Genomic DNA, 21,409 nt, shown 5'->3' with positions numbered 1-21,409 from the left:
CACTCCGGGCAAGCCCCGGCATTGCCATTGTGAACGGCGCTCACCATCTTTTTATTGTAGTCTGAGCTGTGTAAGAAAGTGCAGGTAGCCTGCTTCGTGGGCGGCTTCAGAATGGTATGGAGGTGTACAGTTCAATGGCAATGCACGGATCGTCGCTCGGTCTCCTTGCCCTCGTCCTTCTGGCATTTCCGCAGGCTGCCGCCCGGGCCGCCGATTGCGGCAACCTAGCCTCGCCGAAGCTCGACTGGCAGGAATGCACCAAGAAGAACCTGATGCTGCAGGGCAGTGATCTCGAAGGCGCCAACCTCTTCGGCACCGATTTTTCGCTGACCGATCTCGCCGGCGCCAATGTCAAATCCGCCAATCTCGAAAAGGCGACTTTGGTGCGCGCCTCGCTCGAGGGCGCCCACGCCGAAGGCGCCAACTTCGCCAAGATCGAGGCCTATCGCGCCAGCTTCGCCAATATTGCCGCCGACGGCGCGTCCTTTGCCGGCGCCGAGCTGCAGCGCGCCAATTTCGCCGGCGCCCGGCTTGCCGGCGCCAGCTTCGAAAAGGCCGAACTCGGCCGCGCCGATTTCGACAAGGCGGTGCTGACAGGCGCGAAATTCGCTTTCGCCAATCTCTCCCGCGCCGATCTCTCCAACGCCACTTTCGAAGGCCCGGCGATCTTCGAGCGCGCTTTCATGTTCCTGACCCGCATCGAAGGCCTCGACCTCTCGGCCGCATCCGGCCTCGAACAGGCCCAGATCGACCTCGCCTGCGGCGACACCTCGACCAAGCTCCCCGCCGGCCTGTCGGCACCGACGACCTGGCCATGCCCTGCTGAGCATGAGTAGTCGGGCGGGGTTTGGTTCGCGCCCAAGGTTGCCCCTCACCCTAACCCTCTCCCCGTAAACGCGGCGAGGGGACGTGCCTTACGAGAGGTTTGTGGGGAATGGAGAGGGTGCGGCACACCCCCCTTCGCCCCGTTTACGGGGAGAAGGTGCCGGCAGGCGGATGAGGGGCAGGCCGGCTCTGCGCCGAACCCCTATTCCCCCGCCTCGAACACCATGGAATGGCCGTTGATGCAGTAGCGCAGGCCGGTGGGCGGCGGGCCGTCGGGGAAGACGTGGCCGAGATGGGCTTCGCAGCTGCCGCAGCGGATTTCGGTGCGCACCATGCCAAAGGCCGTGTCGCGATGCTCGGTCACCGCATCGGGCGAGACGGCTTCGAAATAGCTCGGCCAGCCGCAGCCGGCATCGAACTTCGTGTCGGAGCGGAAAAGCGGGGCGTTGCAGCCGACGCAGCGGTAAAGCCCTGTCTCGAAGGAATCCCAATAGGGGCCGGTGAAGGCGCGCTCGGTGCCGTGCTGGCGGGTGATGCGGTATTGCTCGGGGGTGAGCTGCTCTTTCCATTCCGCATCGGTCTTGTGGATCTTGGCGGTGGTTGCAGTTTCGGACATGCCATGCTCCTTTCGCCGAGGGGCGGTTCCATCTTGCCAGAAAATGTGGTGCGCCATCGGCAGTTCATCAAGACTTGGGCACCATCCTGCCCCATTCGCCATGTACCGCTTTTTGGGGAGGACGCTTGCTCTTACATCCGTGAGGGGTTTTCTGTTAGGGTTAATGTTACGTGTATTGGGGAATCACTGGTGTTTGAAGCAGCAATCGTCCTGCTCTACGGCCTCGTAGCCGCAGCCGCCATGGCGGTCACGCTGCTGGAAGGCTGGGCCAATCATGACGGCTTGACGTTCCATCGTCTGGCCGGGCTTTTCGCCTGCCTGCTGTGGCCGCTGACGCTTGTGGTCTTTATCCTGCACGGCTGCGTCGTCCGGCTGCTGACGCGTCTTTCCCGATCGGCCGCCTGATCGCGTCGAACATCTCTTGCCGCCGAAATCGCTTGAGACGCCCTCCCGTTTCGCCTAAGTCAGAAGACAGGCCGGTTTTCGCTGGTGCTTCGTTTATCGCTGTTGGGGAGGAGACATGGCCGATGTCACGGCTCTGACATTTCTGGCCCTGTGTCTGCCGCTTGCCGGCGCTCTTGCCGCTCCCTTCATGATCCGCATCTTCGGCGCCAACGGTGCCTGGCTCCTGGCGATCGCCCCGTTGCTCGCCTTCCTGCATTTCCTGCGCTTCGTGCCTGTTATTGCCGGCGGCAAGGTCGTCACCGGCGGTTATGCCTGGGTGCCGAGCTACAATCTCTCCTTCTCCTGGTTCCTCGACGGCCTGTCGCTGGCTTTCGCGCTGCTGATCACCGGCATCGGCACGCTGATCGTGCTTTTTGCCGGCGGCTATCTCAAGGGACACAAGGATCAGGGCCGCTTCTTCTCCTTCATCTTCCTCTTCATGGGCGCCATGCTCGGCATCGTCGTTTCCGACAGTTTCCTGATGCTCTTCATCTTCTGGGAACTGACGTCGATCACCTCCTTCCTGCTGATCGGCTTCGACCACGAGCGCGAGGCGGCTCGCCGCGCCGCCCTGCAGGCGCTTGTCGTGACCGGCGGGGGAGGGCTCTGCCTGCTGGCCGGCCTGCTGCTGCTCTGGAACGTCTCGGGCGTCACGCAGTTGTCGCAGCTTATGGGATTTGGCGATGTCGTGCGCGAAAGCCCGATCTATCTCGCTGCCCTCATTCTGGTTCTTGCCGGCGCCTTCACCAAGTCGGCGCAGTTCCCCTTTCATTTCTGGCTGCCGAACGCCATGGAGGCGCCGACGCCGGTGTCGGCCTACCTGCATTCGGCCACCATGGTGAAGGCCGGCGTCTATCTGCTGATGCGGCTCAATCCGGTGATGGGGGCAACATCCGCCTGGGAAATCCTGCTGCCCTTCTTCGGCGGGCTGACGCTGGTTGTCGGCGCCGCGCTTGCCATTCGCCAGACCGACCTGAAGCTCAAGCTCGCCTATACCACCGTCTCCTCGCTCGGCCTGCTGGTCATGCTGATCGGCGTCGGCTCGGAACATGCGGTGGCGGCGGCCTCCCTCTATCTGGTGGCGCATTGCCTCTTCAAGGGTGCGCTCTTCATGGTCGCCGGCATCATCGATCATGAAACCGGCACACGCGATATCACCCGCCTCGGCGGCTTGGGGCGGGTGATGCCGCTGACATGGGTCATCGCACTTGCGACGGCTTTCTCCATGGCCGGCCTGCCGCCCTTCTTCGGTTTCCTCGCCAAGGAGGAGATCTATACGGCGCTCACCGGGGCCGATGTCCGCGCGCTTACCTTCACCGCCATCACTGTCCTCGGCAATGCGCTGATGTTCGCCGTCGCTTTCGCGGTGGCGCTGACACCCTTTCTCGGCCCGCCGGTGGAGACGCCGAGACATCCGCACGAAGCGCCCGTCCTGCTCTGGCTCGGCCCGGCCGTTCTCGCCGCCCTTGGCCTGCTTGCCGCGATCTTTTCGACCTTCACCCACGCAGTCCTGTCGGCGCCGATCTCAGCCGCCATCCGCCAGACCCCTGCTGAAATCGACATTTCGCTGGCGCTGCATCCAGGCGTGCCCTTGGCGCTCTCCGCTTTGACGGTGCTGCTCGGCATCGGCGTCTATTGGCAGCTCGCCCGTGTCCGTGCGGCGATGGCCGTCTTCCTGCGCGCGGCCGGGCGCGGACCGGATCACGGTTTCGATCTTGCCATATCGGGCCTTGTGCGCTTGGCCGGTCGCCTCATGCGTATCCTCCAGCCAGGGCGGCTGCAGATCTATATCTCCTGCACCTTCCTCTCGGTCGCCGCCATCCTCATCATTCCGGCGATCGTCTATGGCGAACTGCCGGCTCTTCCCGCCTGGCCCTCCGATGTCAGGCTCCATGAGTGGGCGGTCCTGCTGATCGCCGCCGTCGGCCTTGCCGCCGTGCTCGTTGCCCGCGACCGGCTGACGGCGATTGTCTCGCTCGGCATCCAGGGTTTTGCCGTCGCCATCATCTTTCTGCTGTTCGGCGCGCCGGATCTCTCCTTCACCCAGTTCATGGTCGAAACCCTCGCGGTGGTCATTCTCGCTCTGGTCATGACCAGGCTCCGCCTCTCGCCGGGCGATCGGCGCCCGCTCGCACACAGGCTCTTCGACGGCGCGCTTGCATTGGCCTGCGGCCTCGGTTTCACGCTTCTGCTGATGCGGGCAACGCAGGCGCCGTTCAACGATGCGCTGACGCTCTTCTTCAACGCCTATTCGAAATCGATCGCCCACGGCGCCAATGTCGTCAACGTCATCATCGTCGATTTCCGCGGCACCGACACGCTCGGCGAAATCGCCGTCGTCGCGGTCACCGGCCTTGCCATCCTGGCGCTGATCCGCATCCGCGCCGGCAGCGAGCGCAAGCTTGCCGCCAATGATCCCACGTTGGAGGCGGAGGGCTGATGAACACCCTGATCTTCCGGACCATCGCTCCGTTCCTCACCACGCTGATGCTGCTTTTTTCCGTCTTCGTGCTGCTGCGCGGCCATAACGAGCCGGGCGGCGGCTTCATCGGCGGGCTGATCGCCGCCTCGGGACTGGCGATTTACGGCATCGCCCTCGGCGTTGCCGCCGTTCGCCGCGCGCTGTTTTTCCATCCGCTGTCGATCGCCGGCTTCGGCCTGCTGCTGTCGACGCTATCAGGTCTTCTGTCCATCCTCTTCGCCGTTCCCTTCATGACCGGCCTCTGGGTCTATCCGAACCTCTTCGGTCTCGAAGTGCCGCTGTCCAGCGTCATGCTCTTTGATCTCGGCGTCTATCTCGTCGTGCTCGGTGCCATTGCCTCGATCGCCCTCACATTGGAAGAAAAGGAAGTGACATTGGAAGAAAAGGAGGTGGAGTGATGGAGCCGCTTCTGGCGATCCTCGTCGGCCTGTTCTTCGCCGCCGCCATCTATCTGATGCTGTCGAAATTCACCATTCGCATCATGCTCGGCATCGCCATCCTCGGCAATGCCGTCAATCTGCTGCTCTTTACATCGGGCCGGCTGACGCGCGAGGTTCCGCCGATCATCCCAGCCGGTCTCGACGCCTTGCCCGCCGGCACCGCCAACCCGCTGCCGCAGGCCCTCATCCTGACGGCGATCGTCATCTCCTTCTCCTTCCTTGCCTTCCTGCTGGTGCTGACCTATCGCGCCTATCAGGACCTCGGCACCGACGACACCAGCGAAATGCGCGCCGCCGAACCCGACGACCGGCCGCTGCCGCCATTGGGGTATTGAGGATGGAGATGTGGAGCTTGGTTGAAGCGCTGTCGGCTGCTTCCCTCTTCTCCCCAGCGGGGGTCCGAAGGACGGGTCGAGACCCGTGGCTCGACCCCGGTTGGTGCCCGTCAGGGCGGATGAGGGGGGTGAGGAGCAATAGCGACGAGCGCCCGATGCGCAAGCAAAGGGCAGTATTTTCGGCACGGCGAAGGACGGCCTATACCGTGTGGCCCCCCTCATCCGACCCTTCGGGCCACCTTCTCCCCGCTGGAAAGAAGAGGGAAGCAGCCGCCCCCCGCAATACCAAAGGCCGCACCTGATGGCCGCTCCTACCTCCACCATCGATCTCTCCGCCGCCCTGGTCACCGCCCCGGTGCCGATCGGCCATTGGCTCGCCATCCTGCCGGTCGCTCACTGCATCACGCTCGGCGCCGTCCTGCTGATGCTGCGCGCGCATCTCCGGCTGCAGGCCTGGCTTGCCATCTCAGGCCTTGCGATGCTGGTGCTGATCGATGCGGCGCTGCTTGCCAAAGTCGCAGCCGAAGGCCCGCTCACCATGGTCATGGGGCGCTGGCTGCCGCCCTTCGGCATCGCCTTCACCGTCGACCTCTTCGGGGCGCTGATGGCCTTCACATCAGCCCTTGTGGCGCTCGCCGCCGGCATTTACGCGCTGGCCGATATCGGCGAAAGCGGCCGGCGATATGGTTTTTTTCCGCTGCTCATGCTGCTGATGGCCGGCGTGACGGGCGCCTTTCTCACAGGCGATGTCTTCAATCTCTATGTCTGGTTCGAGGTGCTGCTGATCTCCTCCTTCGGGCTGATCATCCTCGGCTCCGAACGCCAGCAGATCGACGGCGCGCTGAAATATGCGGTGCTGAACCTCATCGCCACGACGCTGTTTCTGATCGGCGTCGGCATCCTCTATGCCGCTTTCGGCACGCTCAACATGGCCGACATCGCGGCAAAGGCGAAGGATTTGCGGGCCACGGCGCCGCTGATGACGCTGGCAAGCCTCTTCCTGCTCGCGTTTGGCATGAAGGCAGCAGCCTTCCCGGTCAATTTCTGGCTGCCCGCCGCCTATCATACGCCGCGCATCGTGGTCTCGGCACTGTTTGCCGGCCTGCTTACCAAGGTCGGCATCTACGCGCTGATCCGGGTAGTGGTCATGCTGCTGCCGGTGGAGCGCCAGGAATTGAGCCTGCTGATCGCGCTTGCGGCCGGTGCGACCATTCTCGTCGGTGCACTCGGGGCACTTGCCGAAAACGATATCCGCAGGCTGTTCGGCTATGTCGTCATATCGGGCATCGGCAATATGCTGGCCGGCGTTGCACTCGGCGGCAACTCCAGCGGTGTTGGAGGTGTCGCCGGCGCAGTCTTCTATGCCGTTCATTCGATGGTGCTGATGACGGCGCTTTACCTTGCCGCCGGCGAGATCGCCCGGCGCGGCGGCGGCTTTTTATTGTCGGGGCTCGGTGGCCTCTATCGGCAAAGCGGCGGCTTCACCGCGCTCTCCCTCATGCTCTTCCTTGCTGCCTGCGGCCTGCCGCCCTTTTCCGGCTTCTGGCCGAAAGTCATTCTGGTCAAAGCCTCGCTCGATAGCGGCGCCTGGTGGCTGGCGGCCGTCATCCTCGTCGGCGGTTTTCTGACGACGATCGCCTTCGGTCGGCTCTTTCTGCTCGCCTATTGGCGGCCGGCGCCGACAGCAGCGATGCCGTCGGCAGCCGTCTGGCGCACCGGCCTGCCGCTTGCTGCGCTGACGGCGCTGGTCGTCGGCTTCGGCATCCTGCCGGAACGGCTGCTGGCGCTGTCGCAATCATCAGCCGCCGGCCTTGCCGATCCGCAGGCCTATTTCCAGTCGGTCTTTCCCGGAGGCTTCAGGTGATCGCCTTCCTCTTCAATCTGCTGCTCGCCATCGTCTGGGTCGCGGTTACCGGCAGCGCCTCGCTGCACAATCTCGTCTTCGGCTTCCTGCTTGCCGCCCTTTCGCTCACCGTCATCCGCGAGCCCTTCGGCGGCAAGGCTTATCTGCGACGTGCCGGCCTGGTGCTGTCGCTCGCCCTTCTGTTCCTCAAGGAATTGTCGCTGTCGGCCTGGAGGGTCACGCTCACCATCCTCTCGCCCGATATGAAGCTGAAGCCCGGCATCTTCGCCTTCCCGCTGACGGTGACGAGCGATTTCGAGATCACTTTGCTCGCAAACCTCATCACCCTGACACCCGGCACGCTTTCGGTCGATGTCTCCGCCGATCGCCGCACGCTCTATGTCCACGCGCTCGATTGTTCCGATCCCGAGACAAGCAAGCGTGATATCGCCAATGGTTTCGAACGCAAGATCATGGAGGCTTTCCGGTGATCACCCCTGCCGCCATCGTCGCGGCCGCATCCTCGGCCGCCCTCGTCATCCTCGGCCTGGCGCTGATTCTGACGGTTTGGCGCGTCGTTGCCGGGCCGACATTGCCGGATCGCATCCTCGCCCTCGATATGCTGACCGGCATCGCCATCGGCTTCATCGCCGTCATCGCGGTCAAAACCGGTTTTTCGCTCTATATCGATATCGCCATCTCGCTCGGCCTCGTCGGCTTCCTGGCGACCGTCGCCTTCGCCCGATTCGTGCTGTCGCGCGGCAACATCAAATCGCCGGCCTCTGCATCTCCGCCACAGGCCGGCGTCAAAAGGCGTCATGCGGGGGGGAAGAAGCGGTGATGGATTATATCCTGGCTGCCGTCGCCGCTTTGCTGCTGATATCAGGCGCGCTCTTTGCTCTTTCGGCGGCGATCGGCCTGCTCAGGCTGCCCGATCTCTATACGCGCATGCACGCCGCCTCGAAGGTGGGGACTGTTGGTTCCGGCCTGCTGCTCCTTGCCGCCGGTCTCTATTCGCAGGACCTGGCGATTCTTGCCCGCGCCATTGCCGGCTTCTTCTTCCTGTTGCTGACGGCGCCGGTCTCTGCCCATCTGCTGGCCAGAGCCGCCCACCTTTCGGGACATGCGCTCGGTGCCGTCTCGGTCCGCGACGATATGCGCAAGCGCTGAGCCTGTGCTACTTCGCTGCTTTACCAGATTTATGCAAAACTTATGCACAGGAAGATGTGAGTAAAGCTTGCTTCTGAGTGCCTTAATTCTTCATCCGTCATTTTTTCTCAAGAAAAACGACAAATAATAATTGGCCTTTCGACCAAACGATGGTATTTGAAAATGCAAGTAGAGTTCTGATTGTGAATCGCAATCGTACTGCTTCCAAGTCCCTCAGTTTTGATTTTTCATGTCTAAACTGAGGCCGTCGCCTGGGGCATGACGTAGTGGTTTGCAGTCAGGCAGTATAAGAACAGGTCTCGCTCTTCGGAATCTAGGGGTGGATTCGCGTTTTTCGAAACAGAAGGTCGGTTCCCGTGCTTTTGCTGTTCGCTTCTACGAGGCGGGTCTTTGACGTAACAGTCAGAGGCCGTTTGAGCATGCTAACAGGAGAAAAAATATGACGGAAATGGCGACCGGCAATGCGCCGGAGCTGCTTGTGGAACTGACGGCCGACATCGTCGCGGCTTATGTCAGCAACCATGTTGTCCCGGTCAGCGACCTGGCAAATCTGATTTCCGACGTGCATTCGGCACTCAGCAACACGTCCGTACCGCAGCCTGCTGCGGCGATCGTCGAAAAACAGAAGCCTGCAGTCTCTGTCCGCAAGTCCGTACAGGACGAGCAGATCACGTGTCTGGAATGCGGCGGCAACTTCAAGTCCCTCAAGCGTCACCTGATGACGCATCACAGCCTCTCGCCGGAAGAATACCGCGAGAAGTGGGACCTGCCGACCGACTACCCGATGGTAGCGCCCGCCTATGCCGAAGCGCGTTCGCGCCTGGCAAAGGAAATGGGCCTGGGTCAGCGCCGCAAGCGCGGCCGCGGCTGAGCTTTTCGAAAGCCACCAACGACAAAAGCCGGGTCTTGTGCCCGGCTTTTCTGTCTGCGCTTGCGGCAGGGGCGCTGCACTATGCTTCGCCGGCGGCCGCGGGATGTATTCCTGTACTATGAGCAAGTGTTAATATACTGATCTGCTGAGTCAGGGCTTTACGAATCACTCGACTCTAGATCTCGCAAAGCCCCTCCACACAAGCGCGTTCAGGCTGTGGCGCGGACCTTTGCTTCTTCCCGGATCCTGTTGACCATCGACCGCAATCCGTTCGAACGCTGCGATGACAGGTTTTCCACCAGGCCGATCTTCGAGAAAATCTCGAAGGCATCGAGCCCGGCGATCTCGGACGCCGTCTTGCCGGAATAGGTGGCAAGCACGATGGCGACGAGGCCGCGCACGATATGGGCGTCGGAATCACCCTCGAAGCTCATCACCGGATTGTCGGGATTGCCTGTCGTATGCGTCACCAGCCAGACCTGGCTGGCGCAGCCCATCACCTTGTTTTCCGTGGTGCGCTTCTCCTCGGCCAGGTCGGGCAGCGCCTTGCCGAGTTCGATGACATAGCGGTAGCGATCTTCCCAATCGTCCAGGAAGGCGAAGTCGTCGATGATCTGGTCGAGGGATGCCATGGAAAAGCCTTTCACTATTAAAGCACTTCCCGCAAAAGTGCACAGCGGTTTTGCGTCCGGAATGCGCCAGGAAAAGCTCTAAACTGCATATAGGTGAAAGACCGGCGGATTTGAACCGTTAAAGCGCGTCGCATCGAACAGGATTCATGCGACGGGCTTGGTTTCTTTGTTTTATGCAGGTCGTTATCCCGCAACCGCGGCACACTTCCTGATGACATGCATTAAAAAGAAACGCCGTGAGGGATGGGCATCCTCACGGCGCAGCAACATGCTGAATTAAACAGGGCAGGCACGTCAGGCATGGGGCATTTCCGCGTCATGCGGACCACCGATGCAAGGTCGGAAAATTCAGATTGCCGGCTTCGGCGTCGGCAGCGGGATCGCGCCGGTGACAACAGTCTCGGCGGAGGCGTCATCCTCGACCGGCGGGCGGTAAGGCATCGGCTGGTTCAGCGCGGCCTTTGCTTCGCGCATCTTTTCCTGGATGGCGGGCGCTGCCAGCGAAGGCATGGCAAGAGCCACCGGCGTCTGCGGTTCGGCATGCCTTGCAGTCGCCGGAGCCTCGTCCTTGAACTGGCTGTCGAGCAGTTCATAGGCGACGCGGGCGCCTTCGCGGGCCCGGTAGCCGAGCGCGGTGACGGTTTCGGCGCCCTTGGCGCAGACCTCGGGCTTTTCGGAGCACATGCCGGTGAGATAGTCATAGGCGCCGCTTACCGCCGTAAACGCGTCGGAAAGCTGCAATTGCGGGCCGCCGGCGAGCTTGTCGGAACTCTCCGTGCTGAAGACGGAAAGAAGCACGAGCACAAGGCCAAACCAGAAGGATCCTTTGATCAGAAACCACATTGTCGTTGCCCATCCTGTTTTCCCGTCCGGTTCTTGTCGCCGAATCAGGCCGGTTGTCCGGTGTCATTTCACCCTACCGCCAAGTTGCGAATGCCGCTTTTCGAAACTCACGCGCATTTGCGGCAAATTTAGTTCAAATTTTAGCGAACGGTATTTGACGGGCGTTTTAGTCGAATGCGAGCGATCGCCGTTAAGCATCAGGGCAGCACCTGCTTGCAATTGCAGGGCTTTTGCCGGCTCGCCTTGCCACAGGAGTTAACGCAATGCTGAAATATGAGGAATATCCGTCGCTTACCCGCTATTAACCACAAAAGGCAAAGAGGCTTCCGGATGCTTCAAAACGGGATTTTCGGCCCTTTCCGGCTGTGAACAGCGCTTTTGCCTTATCCTTTCTTTAAGCCGCCGGGGCCTATTGTCCGGATCGACAGACAGCCTTTTTGGGCGGGTATTGCGTGCGAGTATTGAGTAACATTGGCGGCTGGGTGACGGCGCTCGTAGACCGGGCGGCGACAAGCTGGCTCTCCCGGACGGGCGGCGGCGAAGCCGTGCGCCAGCGTGAGCTCGCGATCCTGCGCCGCCTCGTGCTGTTCTCGTCGGCCGCTCTTATTGCTGCGCCCATCGGCCTTTCGGCGGTCACCAGTCCGGCCGTCGCCTTGCCGGCGGGTGTCGCCATGGTCTGCGCCGCCTTTCTCTTTTCCGCCGTCGGTAGCATCGCGCTCGCCCGTCAGGGTTCGTCGGCCGGCATCGCGACGCAGTCGGCCGAGGATTTTTTCCTTGCCGCCACGCCGGGCCTGGTCTTCTTCCTCGACCCGCATGGCAGTGTGGCCACGATCGGCGGCCGCGACCGCCGCGATTTTCTCGCCTGGATGCGCGATCCCAAGGGCAGGGGGTTCCTGGAGCAGGTGCATGTCTCCGACCGCATCCTTTTCCTGCAGGCGCTCGATAGTCTGCGCCGGGGCGAGGATGCCGAGTGCGTCGATCTGCGCATCGACCGCCCCTCGGTCGCGCGCGATCAGCGCCAGTTCGCTTATCTCAGAATGGACATGACGGCCCGGCGCGACGCCGACGGCGAGCTTGCCGCCGTCATTGCCCAGCTGCGCGATGTCTCCGTCGAGCAGCAACTGCGGGCCGAAGCCCAGAATCGCGTCGCCGATGCCGAATCGGCAAACGACGCCAAATCGCGCTTCCTCGCCGCCGTCAGCCACGAGCTGCGCACGCCGCTGAACGCCATTCTCGGTTTTTCCGACATCCTGATCGGTGAATATTTCGGCAAGTTCGAAAACGACCGCCAGCGCGAATATGTCGGCCTAGTCCGCGAATCCGGCGCGCATCTCTTGTCCGTCGTCAACACCATGCTCGACATGAGCAAGATCGAAGCCGGCCGTTACGAGCTGATCCTCGAAGCTTTCGATATATCAAGCTCGGTCAAATCCTGCGAATCGATGCTGGCTTTGCAGGCCAAGACCAAGGGCCTGACGCTGACGAGCCGGATCCAGCGCGGCCTCGGTGAGATCGTCGCCGATCAGCGCGCCATCCAGCAGATCCTCATCAATCTCGTCGGCAATGCCATAAAATTCACCGAGGCCGGCGGCGTCGTCTCGGTCGATGCGGCGGCGCGCGACGGCATCCTCAAGCTGACGGTCAGCGATACCGGCATCGGTATTGCGGCCGACAAGCTGGCATTGCTCGGCCAGCCCTTCGTCCAGATCCAGAACGATTATACCCGCCGCTTTGAAGGCACCGGCCTTGGTCTTTCCCTGGTCAAGGGGCTGGTGGCGCTGCATGGCGGGCATTTCGCCATCGCCAGCCAGCCCGGCGAAGGCACGATCATCACCATCGAGATCGCGGTGGACGGCTCGGGTGCCGTATGCGCCGAAGACGCCGGTCATGGTGCGACTGTCGAGTTCCCGCCGCGGCTGAAGGGCGCGGTCAATGCAGGTGCAGAATTGGGGGAGGGGCGTTTCGATGGCCGCGCGCAAGCGAAAATCGCCTAAGGGAAAAAGGGGACGGCAGCAGCCGGGCCTCCTGATGTCGGGTGCGGCGGCGCTCGGCGGCCTTAGCCTGCAGGGCGCATCGGTGCTCGGCGGCGTCATCGGCCGTAATCCGTCGGTTGCCGGCGGCACGATCACCTTCGTCGTCATCTTCTCCTTCGTCGCCGCCAACGCGCTCTGGTATCAGCCAGGCCTGCATCCGCACCCGATTTTCCGCACCCGCGATCCGCAGTCTCCCAATGTGCTCGGCGCCCGCCGCCCGGCCGAGGAGCAGCAGGGCGACGTCACCACCTTCCGCATCGAACGGCCGGAGGATGCCGCGACCACCACCAACGCGACGCCGGCGCCTGCCGCGCCCGGTCAGCAGCCGAGCCAGCTCGTCATGGACATCCAGCAGCAGCTGGTGCGCCGCGGCCTCTATAATGGCATACCCGACGGCGTCATCGGCCCACGCACCAGTGCGGCCATCCTCTTCTACGAGGAAACCGTCGGCATGGCCCAGACCGGCGATCCGACGCCGGAGGTGCTGGCGGCGCTGCAGACGGATGCATCAGGCCCTTCGACCGTGCCCGTGGAAAGGCCGCCCGAGGATGTGAGCTCGAAGGCGGCGGCCGAAGACCCGGTGGCCGCGGCGATCCGCAGCGCCGAAAAGTCGGTGAAAACCGCTCCTTCGGCCGCAAAGCAGGTACCATCGAGCGAAATCACCAATGTCGACCTGGTGCTGAAGATCCAGAAGGGCCTTTCCAACATGGCCTATGCCAATGTCGGCGTCGACGGCGTCGCCGGCGAGCAGACCCGCGCGGCCATCCGCCATTTCCAGAAGCACTACAACCTGCCCGAAAACGGCGAGCCGACCCAGGCGGTGCTGAAAAAGCTCAAGGAAATCGGCGCAATTTAGCAATACCGCGGCTTTGCCCTGCAACCTAAGTCTAAGGTGCGGCTGCTGTTTGCAAGTTGTTAACCATGTTGCCCGAAGCTTTTCCGATTGGGACGGGGGAGCGTCGGTCATGCATGCGCTGAAAGGGATAGACGATCTGGCCGGAGATCCGGCGGAAGCGGAAGGCACTGATCAGGCGGCGCTACGCCACATCCTGATGCGGCTTGCCGAAGAGGCTTCCACCCTTGGCATCGATCTCGTCGATATCGCTGGCGCGATCCAGGACATGGCGGCGATGTCGGCCCGGCATGCCTCCGCCTTCGATCATGTCACCCGCACCGCACTGTCGATTGCCGAGACCAACCGCTCGGTCGCTATGTCGCTGCGGGAGACCGACCGCACGGCGGCCGAGGCCCGCCATATGCTGAAAGAATCGGCCGACCGCCTGACGGGCTCGGTCGCCGAAATCGGCCACATGGTTCGGTCCTCTGAAGAGATCGGCACCGAGATTGCCGGATTCTCCAAGTCGCTTGCCGATGTCGACGGTATCGCCGAGGAGATCAGCATCATCGCCCGCCAGACCAACCTGCTGGCCTTGAACGCCGCGATCGAGGCGGCACGCGCCGGCGATGCGGGTAAGGGCTTCGCGGTCGTCGCTGCCGAGGTCCGGGCGCTGTCGCTGCAGACGTCCAAGGCGACGGGCTCGATCCAGCAGACGCTGGACGAACTGCGGGTGAAGATCGACCGGCTATCGGCCGTCGGCAGCGATGCGCGCGATAGTGCCGGCGGCGTGCGCGACAAGTCGGAGGCGATGCGCGGGGCCTTCGAAAGCATGGAACATGTCATCACCCGCATCCTCGACAGTTCGACGGTCATGGCCAACACCACCGAGGCGGTCGACCAGCAATGCGCCGGCTTCGTCGAAAAACTCGGCGAGATGTCGGCCGAGGTCACCGGCTCGAATGTCGCCCTGCAGCAGGCGGCCAAACGTGTCGACAGCGTCGTCGGCCTTTCCGAAACGCTGATCCAGCTGACGGCGAGCGCCGGCGTCAAGACCGCCGACAGCCGTTGGATCGAGCAAGCGCAATCGGTAGCAGGGCAGATTTCCGGCGCCTTCGAACGGGCCGTCGCCGAGGGGCAGATCGGTCTCGATGCTTTGTTCGACCGGCGCTATCGGCCGATACCGGGCTCCGATCCGGCCCAGATGATGGCGGCCTTTACCGAGCTCACCGACCGCCTGCTGCCGCCGATCCAGGAACCCGCGGCAGCCGCGGACGAGCGCATCGCCTTCTGCGCGGCGATCGACGAAAACGGCTACCTCCCCACCCACAACCGGAAATTCTCGCAGCGGCAACGACCCGGCGACGTCGTCTGGAACACCGCCAATTGCCGCAATCGCCGCATCTTCGCCGATCGCGTCGGCCTTGCCGCCGGCCGCAGCACCGCGCCCTTCCTCGTCCAGACCTATCGGCGCGACATGGGCGGCGGCAATTTCGTGATGATGAAGGATATTTCCGCTCCGATCACCGTCCGCGGACGGCATTGGGGAGGGGTGCGGCTGGCCGTCAAGGTCTGATTGCCCGGGGCAATGTTTGCGCCGCATTGCCGCCGACGGCAGCCCGGTCTATACCGCGCCGATGAGATTACGCGCCGATATCTTCGTTTCCGCCCTGCTGCGCCGCGTCTTCGCCAGCGGCGATTTCGCCGCCGTCGAGAAGAAGGGGGCGGAGGAGGCGGGGGCGGTCTTCATCCGCCAGCATTTTCGCGACGGCCTGGAAACCCTCTACGCGCCGGCGCCGCAGACCGCCTTCGGCGAGGGGGAGGTGGGCAGCCGTCTGTTCGAAATCCGCCTGTTGCGCAGCGAGCCGGAAGCAGTGCGCGCCATGCTGGAGCGTGAACGCCGATTCGACCCCGATCTCTGGATCGTCGAGCTCGAGGCGGAGGAACTGGGAGACATGATCCCGCTTGCGCGGGATGGCTGAGGGCCGGCGGCGCTCCTGATCTCAGCGGGATCGCCGCCCCAGGATGCGCATGTCGCGCTGCGCCGGCGCCTGATTGAGGAAGCGGTGGTTCGCCGTTTCCTGTAGCGCGGGCGCATTGGCCACCTCGGGCTTGTAGGTGTAGCGATCGGCGCGCCGCCAGGCTTCCACCCGTTCGTGGCATTCTTCCGGATCGAGCGCATCAAGCACCATCCAGCCGCGCGTGACATTGTGCTGCTGTTCGGCAAGATGCGGATAGAGCTTTTCCAGCACGAAAACGGCGTCGAGAAAGCCCATGCCGAGGCTCGTCAGCGTCGTTGCGAGCTGCTGGCCGGAAAGATCGAGCATGATGCGCTCGGCAAGCCAGCGGCTGGCCGACAGCGCATCGGCAAGCGCGGTTGCGAAATGTATCGCCTCGCGCGAGCGGGCGAAACGCACCAGCAGCGCTTCCTGAATGTCGGTGAGCGTACGCAGGCCGAGCCTGTCATCGTCGGCCCGGCCGAGATGACCGGCGAGACCGAGAATACGCTCGCGCAACGCCTCCTCATTGGCAACCCGCTGTTCCTGCAGCGCATCCGCCTCGTTGGTTTCACCAGGCGCCGGTGAAAGCGGCACCGTCTGTGATTCCGTCATAGGCGCCGATGCGGCCGCCGGCCGCGGCTGGCTCTGGCGCAGCGCCACCAGCGCATCGATGACCTTCGGGGAGAGTGAATCGCGGCTGACGATCGCTTTGACATGCGCTGCACCCTGCATGCGCGCGATGGTGATCAGCGTCTCGTCGGCGATTGCCTTGGAGGCGGCAAGAAAAGGGGCGGCGATCTCGATCGGCTGGTTGCCGATGAACAGCGCCACGGCCGCCGGCATGTTTTCGCATTGGGAGAGTGCCGCGACCGCCTGGCGTTTGGCCTCGTCGGAGGATGCCTGGAAGAGCGGCATGAAAAGCTCGGCAAATTGGCGCAGTTCGGACCGTGTCGGATGAGACAGGTTCTCGAAACTGCTGACGGTCGCCATCAATACCACGTCCTTTTTCCTGACGGCCAATGGGCCCTCTAGGTCTCGAAACCGGTCACGCACAAGAACACCCCGAAAACGCCGAACCAAGGGGATCCACGGGCCGATATGCGCTGGCGGAACGCATGCCGGGCCACATGGGTTATGAACAAATCCTACACCGACAGGGTTAATGCATGCTGAAGATTTTATTAAAATGTAACAGAAATGTACACGCGGAGCGTGTCGCCAGATGATGAGCCGGCATATTAAAAGCCTGGTTTGAAGGGGCCACTGCAACGATTGCACATTGCTGGCGCGATGGGGGAAAAGTTCAGGCGGCCTTGCGATCGCGCAGTGCGTCCAGCAGTTTTTCGCGGCTGTCGTGGCCGGCTTGATAGAGGTCGAGTGCTGCGGATGCCGCATACTGCGCCTCGACGCTTTTGATGTCGACGCGCCGTTCCGCGCACCACGCATCGAGCGCGCCGCGCAGCACGTCGAGATCGTCAGGCGAGAAATATGAATTCACCAGCAAAGACATCGCTAGCCTCCGCATTCCGGCGAAAGCGTGCATATCCGCAATCGATCGGGGCCGGAAATAGGTGATCGACTGGAGCAACCATACGCGCATCCGAGGTCGCCGCAATTAAATATTTTCATGAAGCATTTTTGCAACATCGCCGCTTTGCCCGTGAGTAGGCTTGCAGCATTCATGCCAACCCTATGAATTGTTTCTAAGTTTATACATCGATACACGGTCGGCGCTTTGAGCGGGCGGCGTGAAACCAAATCAACTCGTTGCGCGTTACAGAAGAAGTGACGTGAACTATGTTTGGCTTTCGCCGAATATTAGTAAACTGTTAACTGTCATCTGTCTCAATTCGGATGGGAACGACGCGATTTGAGTGTTTGGATCGTAGAAACTCCTGGTCACGGTATTTCAATCAGGTGCCGTGGGAAAGGCGCGAATGCCCTCGGTCCGGTCACTCCGCCACCGCAGGACGCGCCGGCTCGCACTTTGGCGGGCAGGGTGAAATCCATCGCAAGTTCATCCGTCTCGGGCAGTGCATGGAGACGAGAATGGCAATAGTAGTCGCATTGGCGGATCGGCAGCCGCGGGCGCCGCGCCGCCCGGACAAAGAGCCCCGCGAAGCCAAGATCCTCTGGTTCACCGGCGTCCGCTACGAACGGCTGGCCGAGAGCCCTAGACATGGCCCGGCGCCGGCGCCGCGCGTCAACAAGAAGTAACGTCCGTTCAACTTCAGCGGGCGCTGAATTGCTCGCAGCCGGCTTCCGTCAGGAAGTTTCGCGCCGCGTCGTCAAAACTTGCCTGCGGCGCCAGCGTCCGCAGCACGGCATAACCGTCCGGCCGCGCCATCTCCACCAGGATCGCCTGCTGCAATTCCTGCGGCAGGTTCTTGCGCAGGTCGGTCAGCTGGATCGGCCCGCCGGCCACGACGTCGAGCGCGCCGCCGACCGAGGTCCGGTCGTTCATGCTGAAGACCTCGTTCGAGGCGCTGTCGTAGATCGCGATCGACCAGAACGGCACATTGCCCTTGGCGGTGAAATGCACCGGCGCGTCATCGACGTTGAAGGAGCAGACGGCGGTGCGCACGAAGGGGTCGCCATTGGCAAGGCCTGCCTCGTCATACTGGCCGCCGAGCAGAGTGAAATTGTTGAGGTCGCCCTCCGCCGCCACCCGGGTCGCTGCATCCCTGCCGGTGAAATGCGGCAGCGACAGGATGATGACGAGGTGCAGCAGCGCTGCGCCGAAAAGCCCGGTCAGGATGGCGAAGAAGATCCTAAGCATTGCCGCATCCGGTCTTGGCGAGCTTCGGCATGGCGAGGTCGATCACGCCGGAGCTGCCGGCGGTCGGCGTGTCGAACAGCGTCAGCACCAGTCTGAAGGTGCCGGCCTCCGGTAAGGCCAGCCAGTTGCCCGGCTGCGCCGCGGCCGAGATTTCGATCGAGAAGCTGCTGTCGGGTTGGCGCAGTACCGTCCAGGAATTGAGCGCTGCGGGATGCCCGGTCTTGACCGCCGCCGGACTGCCGCCATTGTCGGCGGTAAACAGCGTCCAGAGCCGGGCAGGTGGCGTTTGTCCGCTAATGCGGTAGCGGCAGCCGGCATTCAGCCGCGCGCCGTCGTCATCGACGCTTGCCGTGAAGGTCAGCCCTTCGGCGCTGCCGTAAAGCAGCTTGCCGGCGCGCGCCCTGTGCGACTTGGCGTAAGGATCGGCATCGACCGTCTGCAGCGCCGGGAAGGCCTCCCAGGCACCGAGCTTGATCGCCCCGAAACCCTGTGTCGCATCCAGCGCGTACAGCGAAATCATGATCCCACCGCCGAAGGCGACGATCAGCGTGACCAGGATGAAGAGGGGGAATCGAAACACGTCAAGACCTTGGAAACCATATCAGATGAAGGGTTACCACTGATTCTGGCAGGGTGGAATGCCATGCGACGACATGGGACGTTGATCTGTCCGGTTAACGTCGAAAGCTGCCCCTCACCCTAACCCGTCCTACGGACCCCCGTAAACGGGGCGAGGGGACATGCCCTGCGAGACATTGGTGGGAACAGAGAGGGCGCTAGCGTGGTCCCTTCGCCCCGCGAGCGGGAGAAGGTGGCCCGTAGGGTCGGATGAGGGGCCACTCTCTCGCCGATCTCCTGGGCATCATTCGACGCCATCCACGCAGCATCTACTCCGCGCTCGCCACCTTCGCCGGCGCGAGCGGGGCGGCATTTTTCAGTTTTTCGCCGAGCTTCTTGATGATGTCGGTCGATTGAACCGAGAGCATGCGCGGCCGGATGAGCTGCGGCAATCCGTCCTGCGGCATGGCGGCGACGGTCTTGGCGAGATCCTTTTCCGAGGGCAGGGGATTTTCGATGCCGGGAATGGCGCGCAGCGTCACACCCTGATGGGCATAGTCCATGGCGCGCTTGAAGGTCATTGCCGGCAGCGAGCCGCCGGTCATGTTGTTGGTCGAGGTATAGTCGTCATTGCCGAACCAGACGGCGCAGGTGTAATTGCCGGTGAAACCGACGAACCAGGCATCGCGATAGGCCTGGGTCGTACCGGTTTTGCCGGCCGTGACGATACCGTTGTCGAGTGCTGCCTTGCGCGCCGTGCCGACATAGGGAACCCGCGACAGCATCTGGTTCATATAGGCGTCGGCCTGCTCCGACAGCACACGTTTGGGCGCCGGCTCGTCGCGGTCGAAATCGTAGAGCACGTCGCCGTCATAATCGAGAACCTGGGTGATGCCGTGGCGGCGCGACTGGTAGCCGCCGGCCGGGAAGGTGGCATAGGCTGTCGCCTGGTCGAGCACCGTCACCTCGGATGTGCCGATCGGGATGGTGACGTCGTCGCGGATCGGCGTTTCGACGCCGAGGTTCTTGGCCATGGCCCGGATCGGCTGGATGCCGAGCTTCTCCTTGGCCAGCCGCACCGGCACCGTGTTGATCGACTGGGCGATCGCTGTCTCGAGGGTTATGCGGCCGGCATAGTGGTTCGCATAATTGTGCGGGCTCCAGTTGCCCCAGGAGATCGGCGCGTCGACGATCGTCGTCTGCGGCGTCATCCCGCTCTCCATGGCCACCGAATAGGTATAGACCTTGAAGGAGGAGCCCGGCTGGCGTAGTGCCCTGGTGGCGCGGTTGAACTGGCTCTCGCCGTAATCGCGGCCGCCGACCATGGCGCGTACCGCGCCGCCGTTCTCGATCATCACCATGGCGCCCTGCTTGGCGTGATAGGCCTCGCCATATTCGCGCAGCGACGTTTCGACCGATTCCTCGGCCGCCTGCTGGATGCCCATGTCGATCGTCGTGCGCACGATCAGCGAATGCTGGTGGAAGCGCGGCGAAAGCCGCTGCACCTCGTCGAAGGCCCAATCGAGGAAGAAGTCGGGCGATTCCACCTCGTTGCGGTCGACGACGGTGGCCGGATTGCGCCGGGCGGCGATCACCTGTCCCTCGGTCATCAGCCCGCTCTGCACGAGATTGGTCAGCACCTCGTTGGCGCGCGCACGCGCCGCCGGCAGGTTGACGTGCGGCGCATATTTTGCCGGCGCCTTGAACAGGCCGGCGAGCATGGCGGATTCTGCCAGGTTCACATCGGTGATGTTCTTGCCGAAATAGAACTGCGCCGCCGCGGCCGCGCCAAACGTGCCGCCGCCCATATAGGCGCGGTCGAGATAGGTGGAGAGGATTTCCTTCTTGGAAAGGTTCGACTCGAGCCATAGGGCGAGGAAGGCTTCGGTGACCTTGCGGTCGATCGAGCGCTCGTTGGACAGGAACAGGTTCTTGGCGAGCTGCTGGGTCAGCGTCGAGCCGCCCTGCACGACTTCGCCGGCCTGGGCGTTGGTGACCATGGCGCGGAAGAGGCCGATCACGTCGATGCCGAAATGGTCGAAGAAGCGCCGGTCTTCGGTGGCCAGCACCGACTTGATCAGGGAATCCGGCAGCTCGTCGATCGGCACGGAATTCTGGTGAATGACGCCGCGATGGCCGATGATGTTGCCGTAGCGGTCGGTAAAGGTGACGGCGAAATCGCCGCGGTTGCGCCAGTCCTCCTTGGTCGCCTCGAAGGCGGGCTGGGCAAGCAGCAGCATCAGCACCGAGCCGGCTGCCCCGAGTGTCAGCCCTTCGCCGGCCAGTTCGAAGACCATGCGCTTCCAGCCGCGCACGCGGAAGCGGCGGAAGAAGATGGTGATATCTTCCCAGATCTCGGCGGCGCGGAAGCCGGCGTTCCAGACGGTCGAATCGATCCATGAATCGATGCGCAGCAGGATGTGGCGACTCTTCGCCGGACGTTTGCCCGCCGTGCCGTTCGCCGCTTTTCCCGGCTCGTTTTCCGAGCCGCTTTCTGGGTTGTCCGGGTCCTGCACGTCCTGTATTCCCGCTTGATCGCACTTCGGTCATATCCTGCCGCCGGAAGGCGACGAGAGCGCGAGGCCCGCATATGGCCGCAAAGCTCGCCGATACCGGGAGACAGTTCTCCGGTACCAGGAGCATACTGAAGAATTGATTGATTTTGCGGCTGATAACAAGAGAGATGCATGAGGGTCACGCGAA

Annotated in this window: 23 protein-coding genes; 15 read left to right on the top strand and 8 right to left on the bottom strand. The window is 62.9% G+C overall.

Annotated elements, in window-relative coordinates; genetic code table 11:
- Nucleotides 1-134: 134 nt before the first annotated feature.
- The gene (locus AF337_RS26425; RefSeq protein WP_049734446.1) at nt 135-836 is read left to right on the top strand and encodes a pentapeptide repeat-containing protein; all 702 of its coding nucleotides are present in this window, start codon (nt 135-137) and stop codon (nt 834-836) included.
- A gap of 191 nt (nt 837-1,027) precedes the next feature.
- Here AF337_RS26425 and msrB read toward each other — a convergent pair whose 3' ends face one another.
- Entirely contained in the window at nt 1,028-1,441 is a 414-nt protein-coding gene (gene msrB / locus AF337_RS26420; protein ID WP_049734445.1) for a peptide-methionine (R)-S-oxide reductase MsrB, read from the bottom strand.
- Nucleotides 1,442-1,630: 189 nt separating this feature from the next.
- Here msrB and AF337_RS26415 point away from each other — a divergent pair, with 189 nt between their 5' ends.
- The 9 genes from AF337_RS26415 (at nt 1,631) to AF337_RS26375 (ending at nt 9,026) form a co-directional block, all read left to right on the top strand.
- On the top strand, nt 1,631-1,846 hold the full coding sequence (locus AF337_RS26415; protein WP_049734444.1) for a hypothetical protein: 216 nt from the start codon (nt 1,631-1,633) through the stop codon (nt 1,844-1,846).
- 115 nt (nt 1,847-1,961) lie between these two features.
- On the top strand, nt 1,962-4,325 hold the full coding sequence (locus AF337_RS26410) for a putative monovalent cation/H+ antiporter subunit A (RefSeq protein ID WP_049734443.1): 2,364 nt from the start codon (nt 1,962-1,964) through the stop codon (nt 4,323-4,325).
- Nucleotides 4,325-4,765 (top strand): Na(+)/H(+) antiporter subunit B, encoded by a 441-nt coding sequence (locus AF337_RS26405; protein WP_049734442.1) that lies wholly within the window; start codon nt 4,325-4,327, stop codon nt 4,763-4,765. Before AF337_RS26410 ends, AF337_RS26405 begins: the two co-directional genes overlap by 1 nt.
- Entirely contained in the window at nt 4,765-5,142 is a 378-nt protein-coding gene (locus AF337_RS26400; RefSeq protein ID WP_049734441.1) for a Na+/H+ antiporter subunit C, read from the top strand. Before AF337_RS26405 ends, AF337_RS26400 begins: the two co-directional genes overlap by 1 nt.
- 301 nt (nt 5,143-5,443) lie before the next feature.
- Nucleotides 5,444-7,006 (top strand): Na+/H+ antiporter subunit D, encoded by a 1,563-nt coding sequence (locus tag AF337_RS26395; protein WP_049734440.1) that lies wholly within the window; start codon nt 5,444-5,446, stop codon nt 7,004-7,006.
- Nucleotides 7,003-7,476, top strand: coding sequence for a Na+/H+ antiporter subunit E (locus AF337_RS26390; protein WP_049734439.1), 474 nt, complete (start codon nt 7,003-7,005; stop codon nt 7,474-7,476). The genes AF337_RS26395 and AF337_RS26390 overlap by 4 nt, the downstream gene beginning before the upstream one ends.
- Nucleotides 7,473-7,826 (top strand): cation:proton antiporter, encoded by a 354-nt coding sequence (locus tag AF337_RS26385; protein ID WP_049734438.1) that lies wholly within the window; start codon nt 7,473-7,475, stop codon nt 7,824-7,826. The genes AF337_RS26390 and AF337_RS26385 overlap by 4 nt, the downstream gene beginning before the upstream one ends.
- A complete protein-coding gene (gene mnhG, locus AF337_RS26380; protein WP_049734437.1) occupies nt 7,823-8,155 on the top strand; it encodes a monovalent cation/H(+) antiporter subunit G in 333 nt (110 codons plus the stop codon). The genes AF337_RS26385 and mnhG overlap by 4 nt, the downstream gene beginning before the upstream one ends.
- Nucleotides 8,156-8,594: 439 nt before the next feature.
- Nucleotides 8,595-9,026, top strand: coding sequence for a Ros/MucR family transcriptional regulator (locus AF337_RS26375; protein ID WP_003569414.1), 432 nt, complete (start codon nt 8,595-8,597; stop codon nt 9,024-9,026).
- A gap of 209 nt (nt 9,027-9,235) precedes the next feature.
- Here the strand turns inward: AF337_RS26375 and AF337_RS26370 are convergent, their stop codons facing one another.
- The gene (locus AF337_RS26370; RefSeq protein WP_049734436.1) at nt 9,236-9,658 is read right to left on the bottom strand and encodes a SufE family protein; all 423 of its coding nucleotides are present in this window, start codon (nt 9,656-9,658) and stop codon (nt 9,236-9,238) included.
- 348 nt (nt 9,659-10,006) lie between these two features.
- Nucleotides 10,007-10,501 carry a DUF5330 domain-containing protein gene (locus AF337_RS26365; RefSeq protein WP_049734435.1) on the bottom strand — a complete coding sequence of 165 codons (495 nt, stop codon included), beginning with the start codon at nt 10,499-10,501 and terminating at the stop codon, nt 10,007-10,009.
- A 452-nt stretch (nt 10,502-10,953) separates the two neighbouring features.
- Between AF337_RS26365 and AF337_RS26360 the strand changes: the two genes are divergently transcribed.
- The 4 genes from AF337_RS26360 to AF337_RS26345 all read left to right on the top strand — a co-directional run bounded on the left by AF337_RS26360 (nt 10,954) and on the right by AF337_RS26345 (nt 15,351).
- Nucleotides 10,954-12,495: a sensor histidine kinase gene (locus AF337_RS26360; protein ID WP_049734434.1), complete on the top strand. Its 1,542-nt coding sequence runs from the start codon at nt 10,954-10,956 to the stop codon at nt 12,493-12,495.
- Nucleotides 12,467-13,390: a peptidoglycan-binding domain-containing protein gene (locus AF337_RS26355; protein WP_049734433.1), complete on the top strand. Its 924-nt coding sequence runs from the start codon at nt 12,467-12,469 to the stop codon at nt 13,388-13,390. Before AF337_RS26360 ends, AF337_RS26355 begins: the two co-directional genes overlap by 29 nt.
- 109 nt (nt 13,391-13,499) lie before the next feature.
- On the top strand, nt 13,500-14,945 hold the full coding sequence (locus tag AF337_RS26350) for a methyl-accepting chemotaxis protein (protein ID WP_049734432.1): 1,446 nt from the start codon (nt 13,500-13,502) through the stop codon (nt 14,943-14,945).
- Nucleotides 14,946-15,006: 61 nt separating this feature from the next.
- Nucleotides 15,007-15,351: a DUF1491 family protein gene (locus AF337_RS26345; RefSeq protein ID WP_049734579.1), complete on the top strand. Its 345-nt coding sequence runs from the start codon at nt 15,007-15,009 to the stop codon at nt 15,349-15,351.
- A 21-nt stretch (nt 15,352-15,372) separates the two neighbouring features.
- Here the strand turns inward: AF337_RS26345 and AF337_RS26340 are convergent, their stop codons facing one another.
- Complete coding sequence (locus AF337_RS26340) at nt 15,373-16,422, bottom strand: DUF2336 domain-containing protein (protein ID WP_082336870.1); 1,050 nt, start codon at nt 16,420-16,422, stop codon at nt 15,373-15,375.
- Between the two features lie 250 nt (nt 16,423-16,672).
- Nucleotides 16,673-16,879, bottom strand: a complete 207-nt coding sequence (locus AF337_RS26335) for a hypothetical protein (RefSeq protein WP_003569406.1) — start codon at nt 16,877-16,879, stop codon at nt 16,673-16,675.
- A gap of 539 nt (nt 16,880-17,418) precedes the next feature.
- Here AF337_RS26335 and AF337_RS43795 point away from each other — a divergent pair.
- Nucleotides 17,419-17,586 (top strand): hypothetical protein, encoded by a 168-nt coding sequence (locus tag AF337_RS43795; RefSeq protein WP_003578079.1) that lies wholly within the window; start codon nt 17,419-17,421, stop codon nt 17,584-17,586.
- A 13-nt stretch (nt 17,587-17,599) separates the two neighbouring features.
- Here AF337_RS43795 and AF337_RS26330 read toward each other — a convergent pair whose 3' ends face one another.
- From AF337_RS26330 to AF337_RS26320, 3 genes are all read right to left on the bottom strand, one after another.
- The gene (locus AF337_RS26330) at nt 17,600-18,148 is read right to left on the bottom strand and encodes a DUF1254 domain-containing protein (protein WP_049734430.1); all 549 of its coding nucleotides are present in this window, start codon (nt 18,146-18,148) and stop codon (nt 17,600-17,602) included.
- On the bottom strand, nt 18,141-18,728 hold the full coding sequence (locus tag AF337_RS26325) for a DUF1214 domain-containing protein (RefSeq protein WP_049734429.1): 588 nt from the start codon (nt 18,726-18,728) through the stop codon (nt 18,141-18,143). Before AF337_RS26325 ends, AF337_RS26330 begins: the two co-directional genes overlap by 8 nt.
- Nucleotides 18,729-19,035: 307 nt before the next feature.
- On the bottom strand, nt 19,036-21,222 hold the full coding sequence (locus AF337_RS26320; RefSeq protein ID WP_049734428.1) for a transglycosylase domain-containing protein: 2,187 nt from the start codon (nt 21,220-21,222) through the stop codon (nt 19,036-19,038).
- Nucleotides 21,223-21,409 lie beyond the last annotated feature (187 nt).

This window comes from Rhizobium ecuadorense, from assembly GCF_001187535.1.
GTDB lineage: Bacteria > Pseudomonadota > Alphaproteobacteria > Rhizobiales > Rhizobiaceae > Rhizobium > Rhizobium ecuadorense.
This window is presented reverse-complemented; position numbering and strand designations above follow the sequence as displayed.

Excerpts from the sequence above, each read along its gene's own strand:
- AF337_RS26425 (WP_049734446.1), top strand. The coding sequence starts at position 135 with ATGGCAATGCACGGATCGTCGCTCGGTCTCCTTGCCCTCGTCCTTCTG.
- msrB (WP_049734445.1), bottom strand. The coding sequence starts at position 1,441 with ATGTCCGAAACTGCAACCACCGCCAAGATCCACAAGACCGATGCGGAA.
- AF337_RS26410 (WP_049734443.1), top strand. The coding sequence starts at position 1,962 with ATGGCCGATGTCACGGCTCTGACATTTCTGGCCCTGTGTCTGCCGCTT.
- AF337_RS26405 (WP_049734442.1), top strand. The coding sequence starts at position 4,325 with ATGAACACCCTGATCTTCCGGACCATCGCTCCGTTCCTCACCACGCTG.
- AF337_RS26400 (WP_049734441.1), top strand. The coding sequence starts at position 4,765 with ATGGAGCCGCTTCTGGCGATCCTCGTCGGCCTGTTCTTCGCCGCCGCC.
- AF337_RS26395 (WP_049734440.1), top strand. The coding sequence starts at position 5,444 with ATGGCCGCTCCTACCTCCACCATCGATCTCTCCGCCGCCCTGGTCACC.
- AF337_RS26375 (WP_003569414.1), top strand. The coding sequence starts at position 8,595 with ATGACGGAAATGGCGACCGGCAATGCGCCGGAGCTGCTTGTGGAACTG.
- AF337_RS26370 (WP_049734436.1), bottom strand. The coding sequence starts at position 9,658 with ATGGCATCCCTCGACCAGATCATCGACGACTTCGCCTTCCTGGACGAT.
- AF337_RS26365 (WP_049734435.1), bottom strand. The coding sequence starts at position 10,501 with ATGTGGTTTCTGATCAAAGGATCCTTCTGGTTTGGCCTTGTGCTCGTG.
- AF337_RS26355 (WP_049734433.1), top strand. The coding sequence starts at position 12,467 with ATGGCCGCGCGCAAGCGAAAATCGCCTAAGGGAAAAAGGGGACGGCAG.
- AF337_RS26350 (WP_049734432.1), top strand. The coding sequence starts at position 13,500 with ATGCATGCGCTGAAAGGGATAGACGATCTGGCCGGAGATCCGGCGGAA.
- AF337_RS26345 (WP_049734579.1), top strand. The coding sequence starts at position 15,007 with ATGAGATTACGCGCCGATATCTTCGTTTCCGCCCTGCTGCGCCGCGTC.
- AF337_RS26335 (WP_003569406.1), bottom strand. The coding sequence starts at position 16,879 with ATGTCTTTGCTGGTGAATTCATATTTCTCGCCTGACGATCTCGACGTG.
- AF337_RS43795 (WP_003578079.1), top strand. The coding sequence starts at position 17,419 with ATGGCAATAGTAGTCGCATTGGCGGATCGGCAGCCGCGGGCGCCGCGC.
- AF337_RS26330 (WP_049734430.1), bottom strand. The coding sequence starts at position 18,148 with ATGCTTAGGATCTTCTTCGCCATCCTGACCGGGCTTTTCGGCGCAGCG.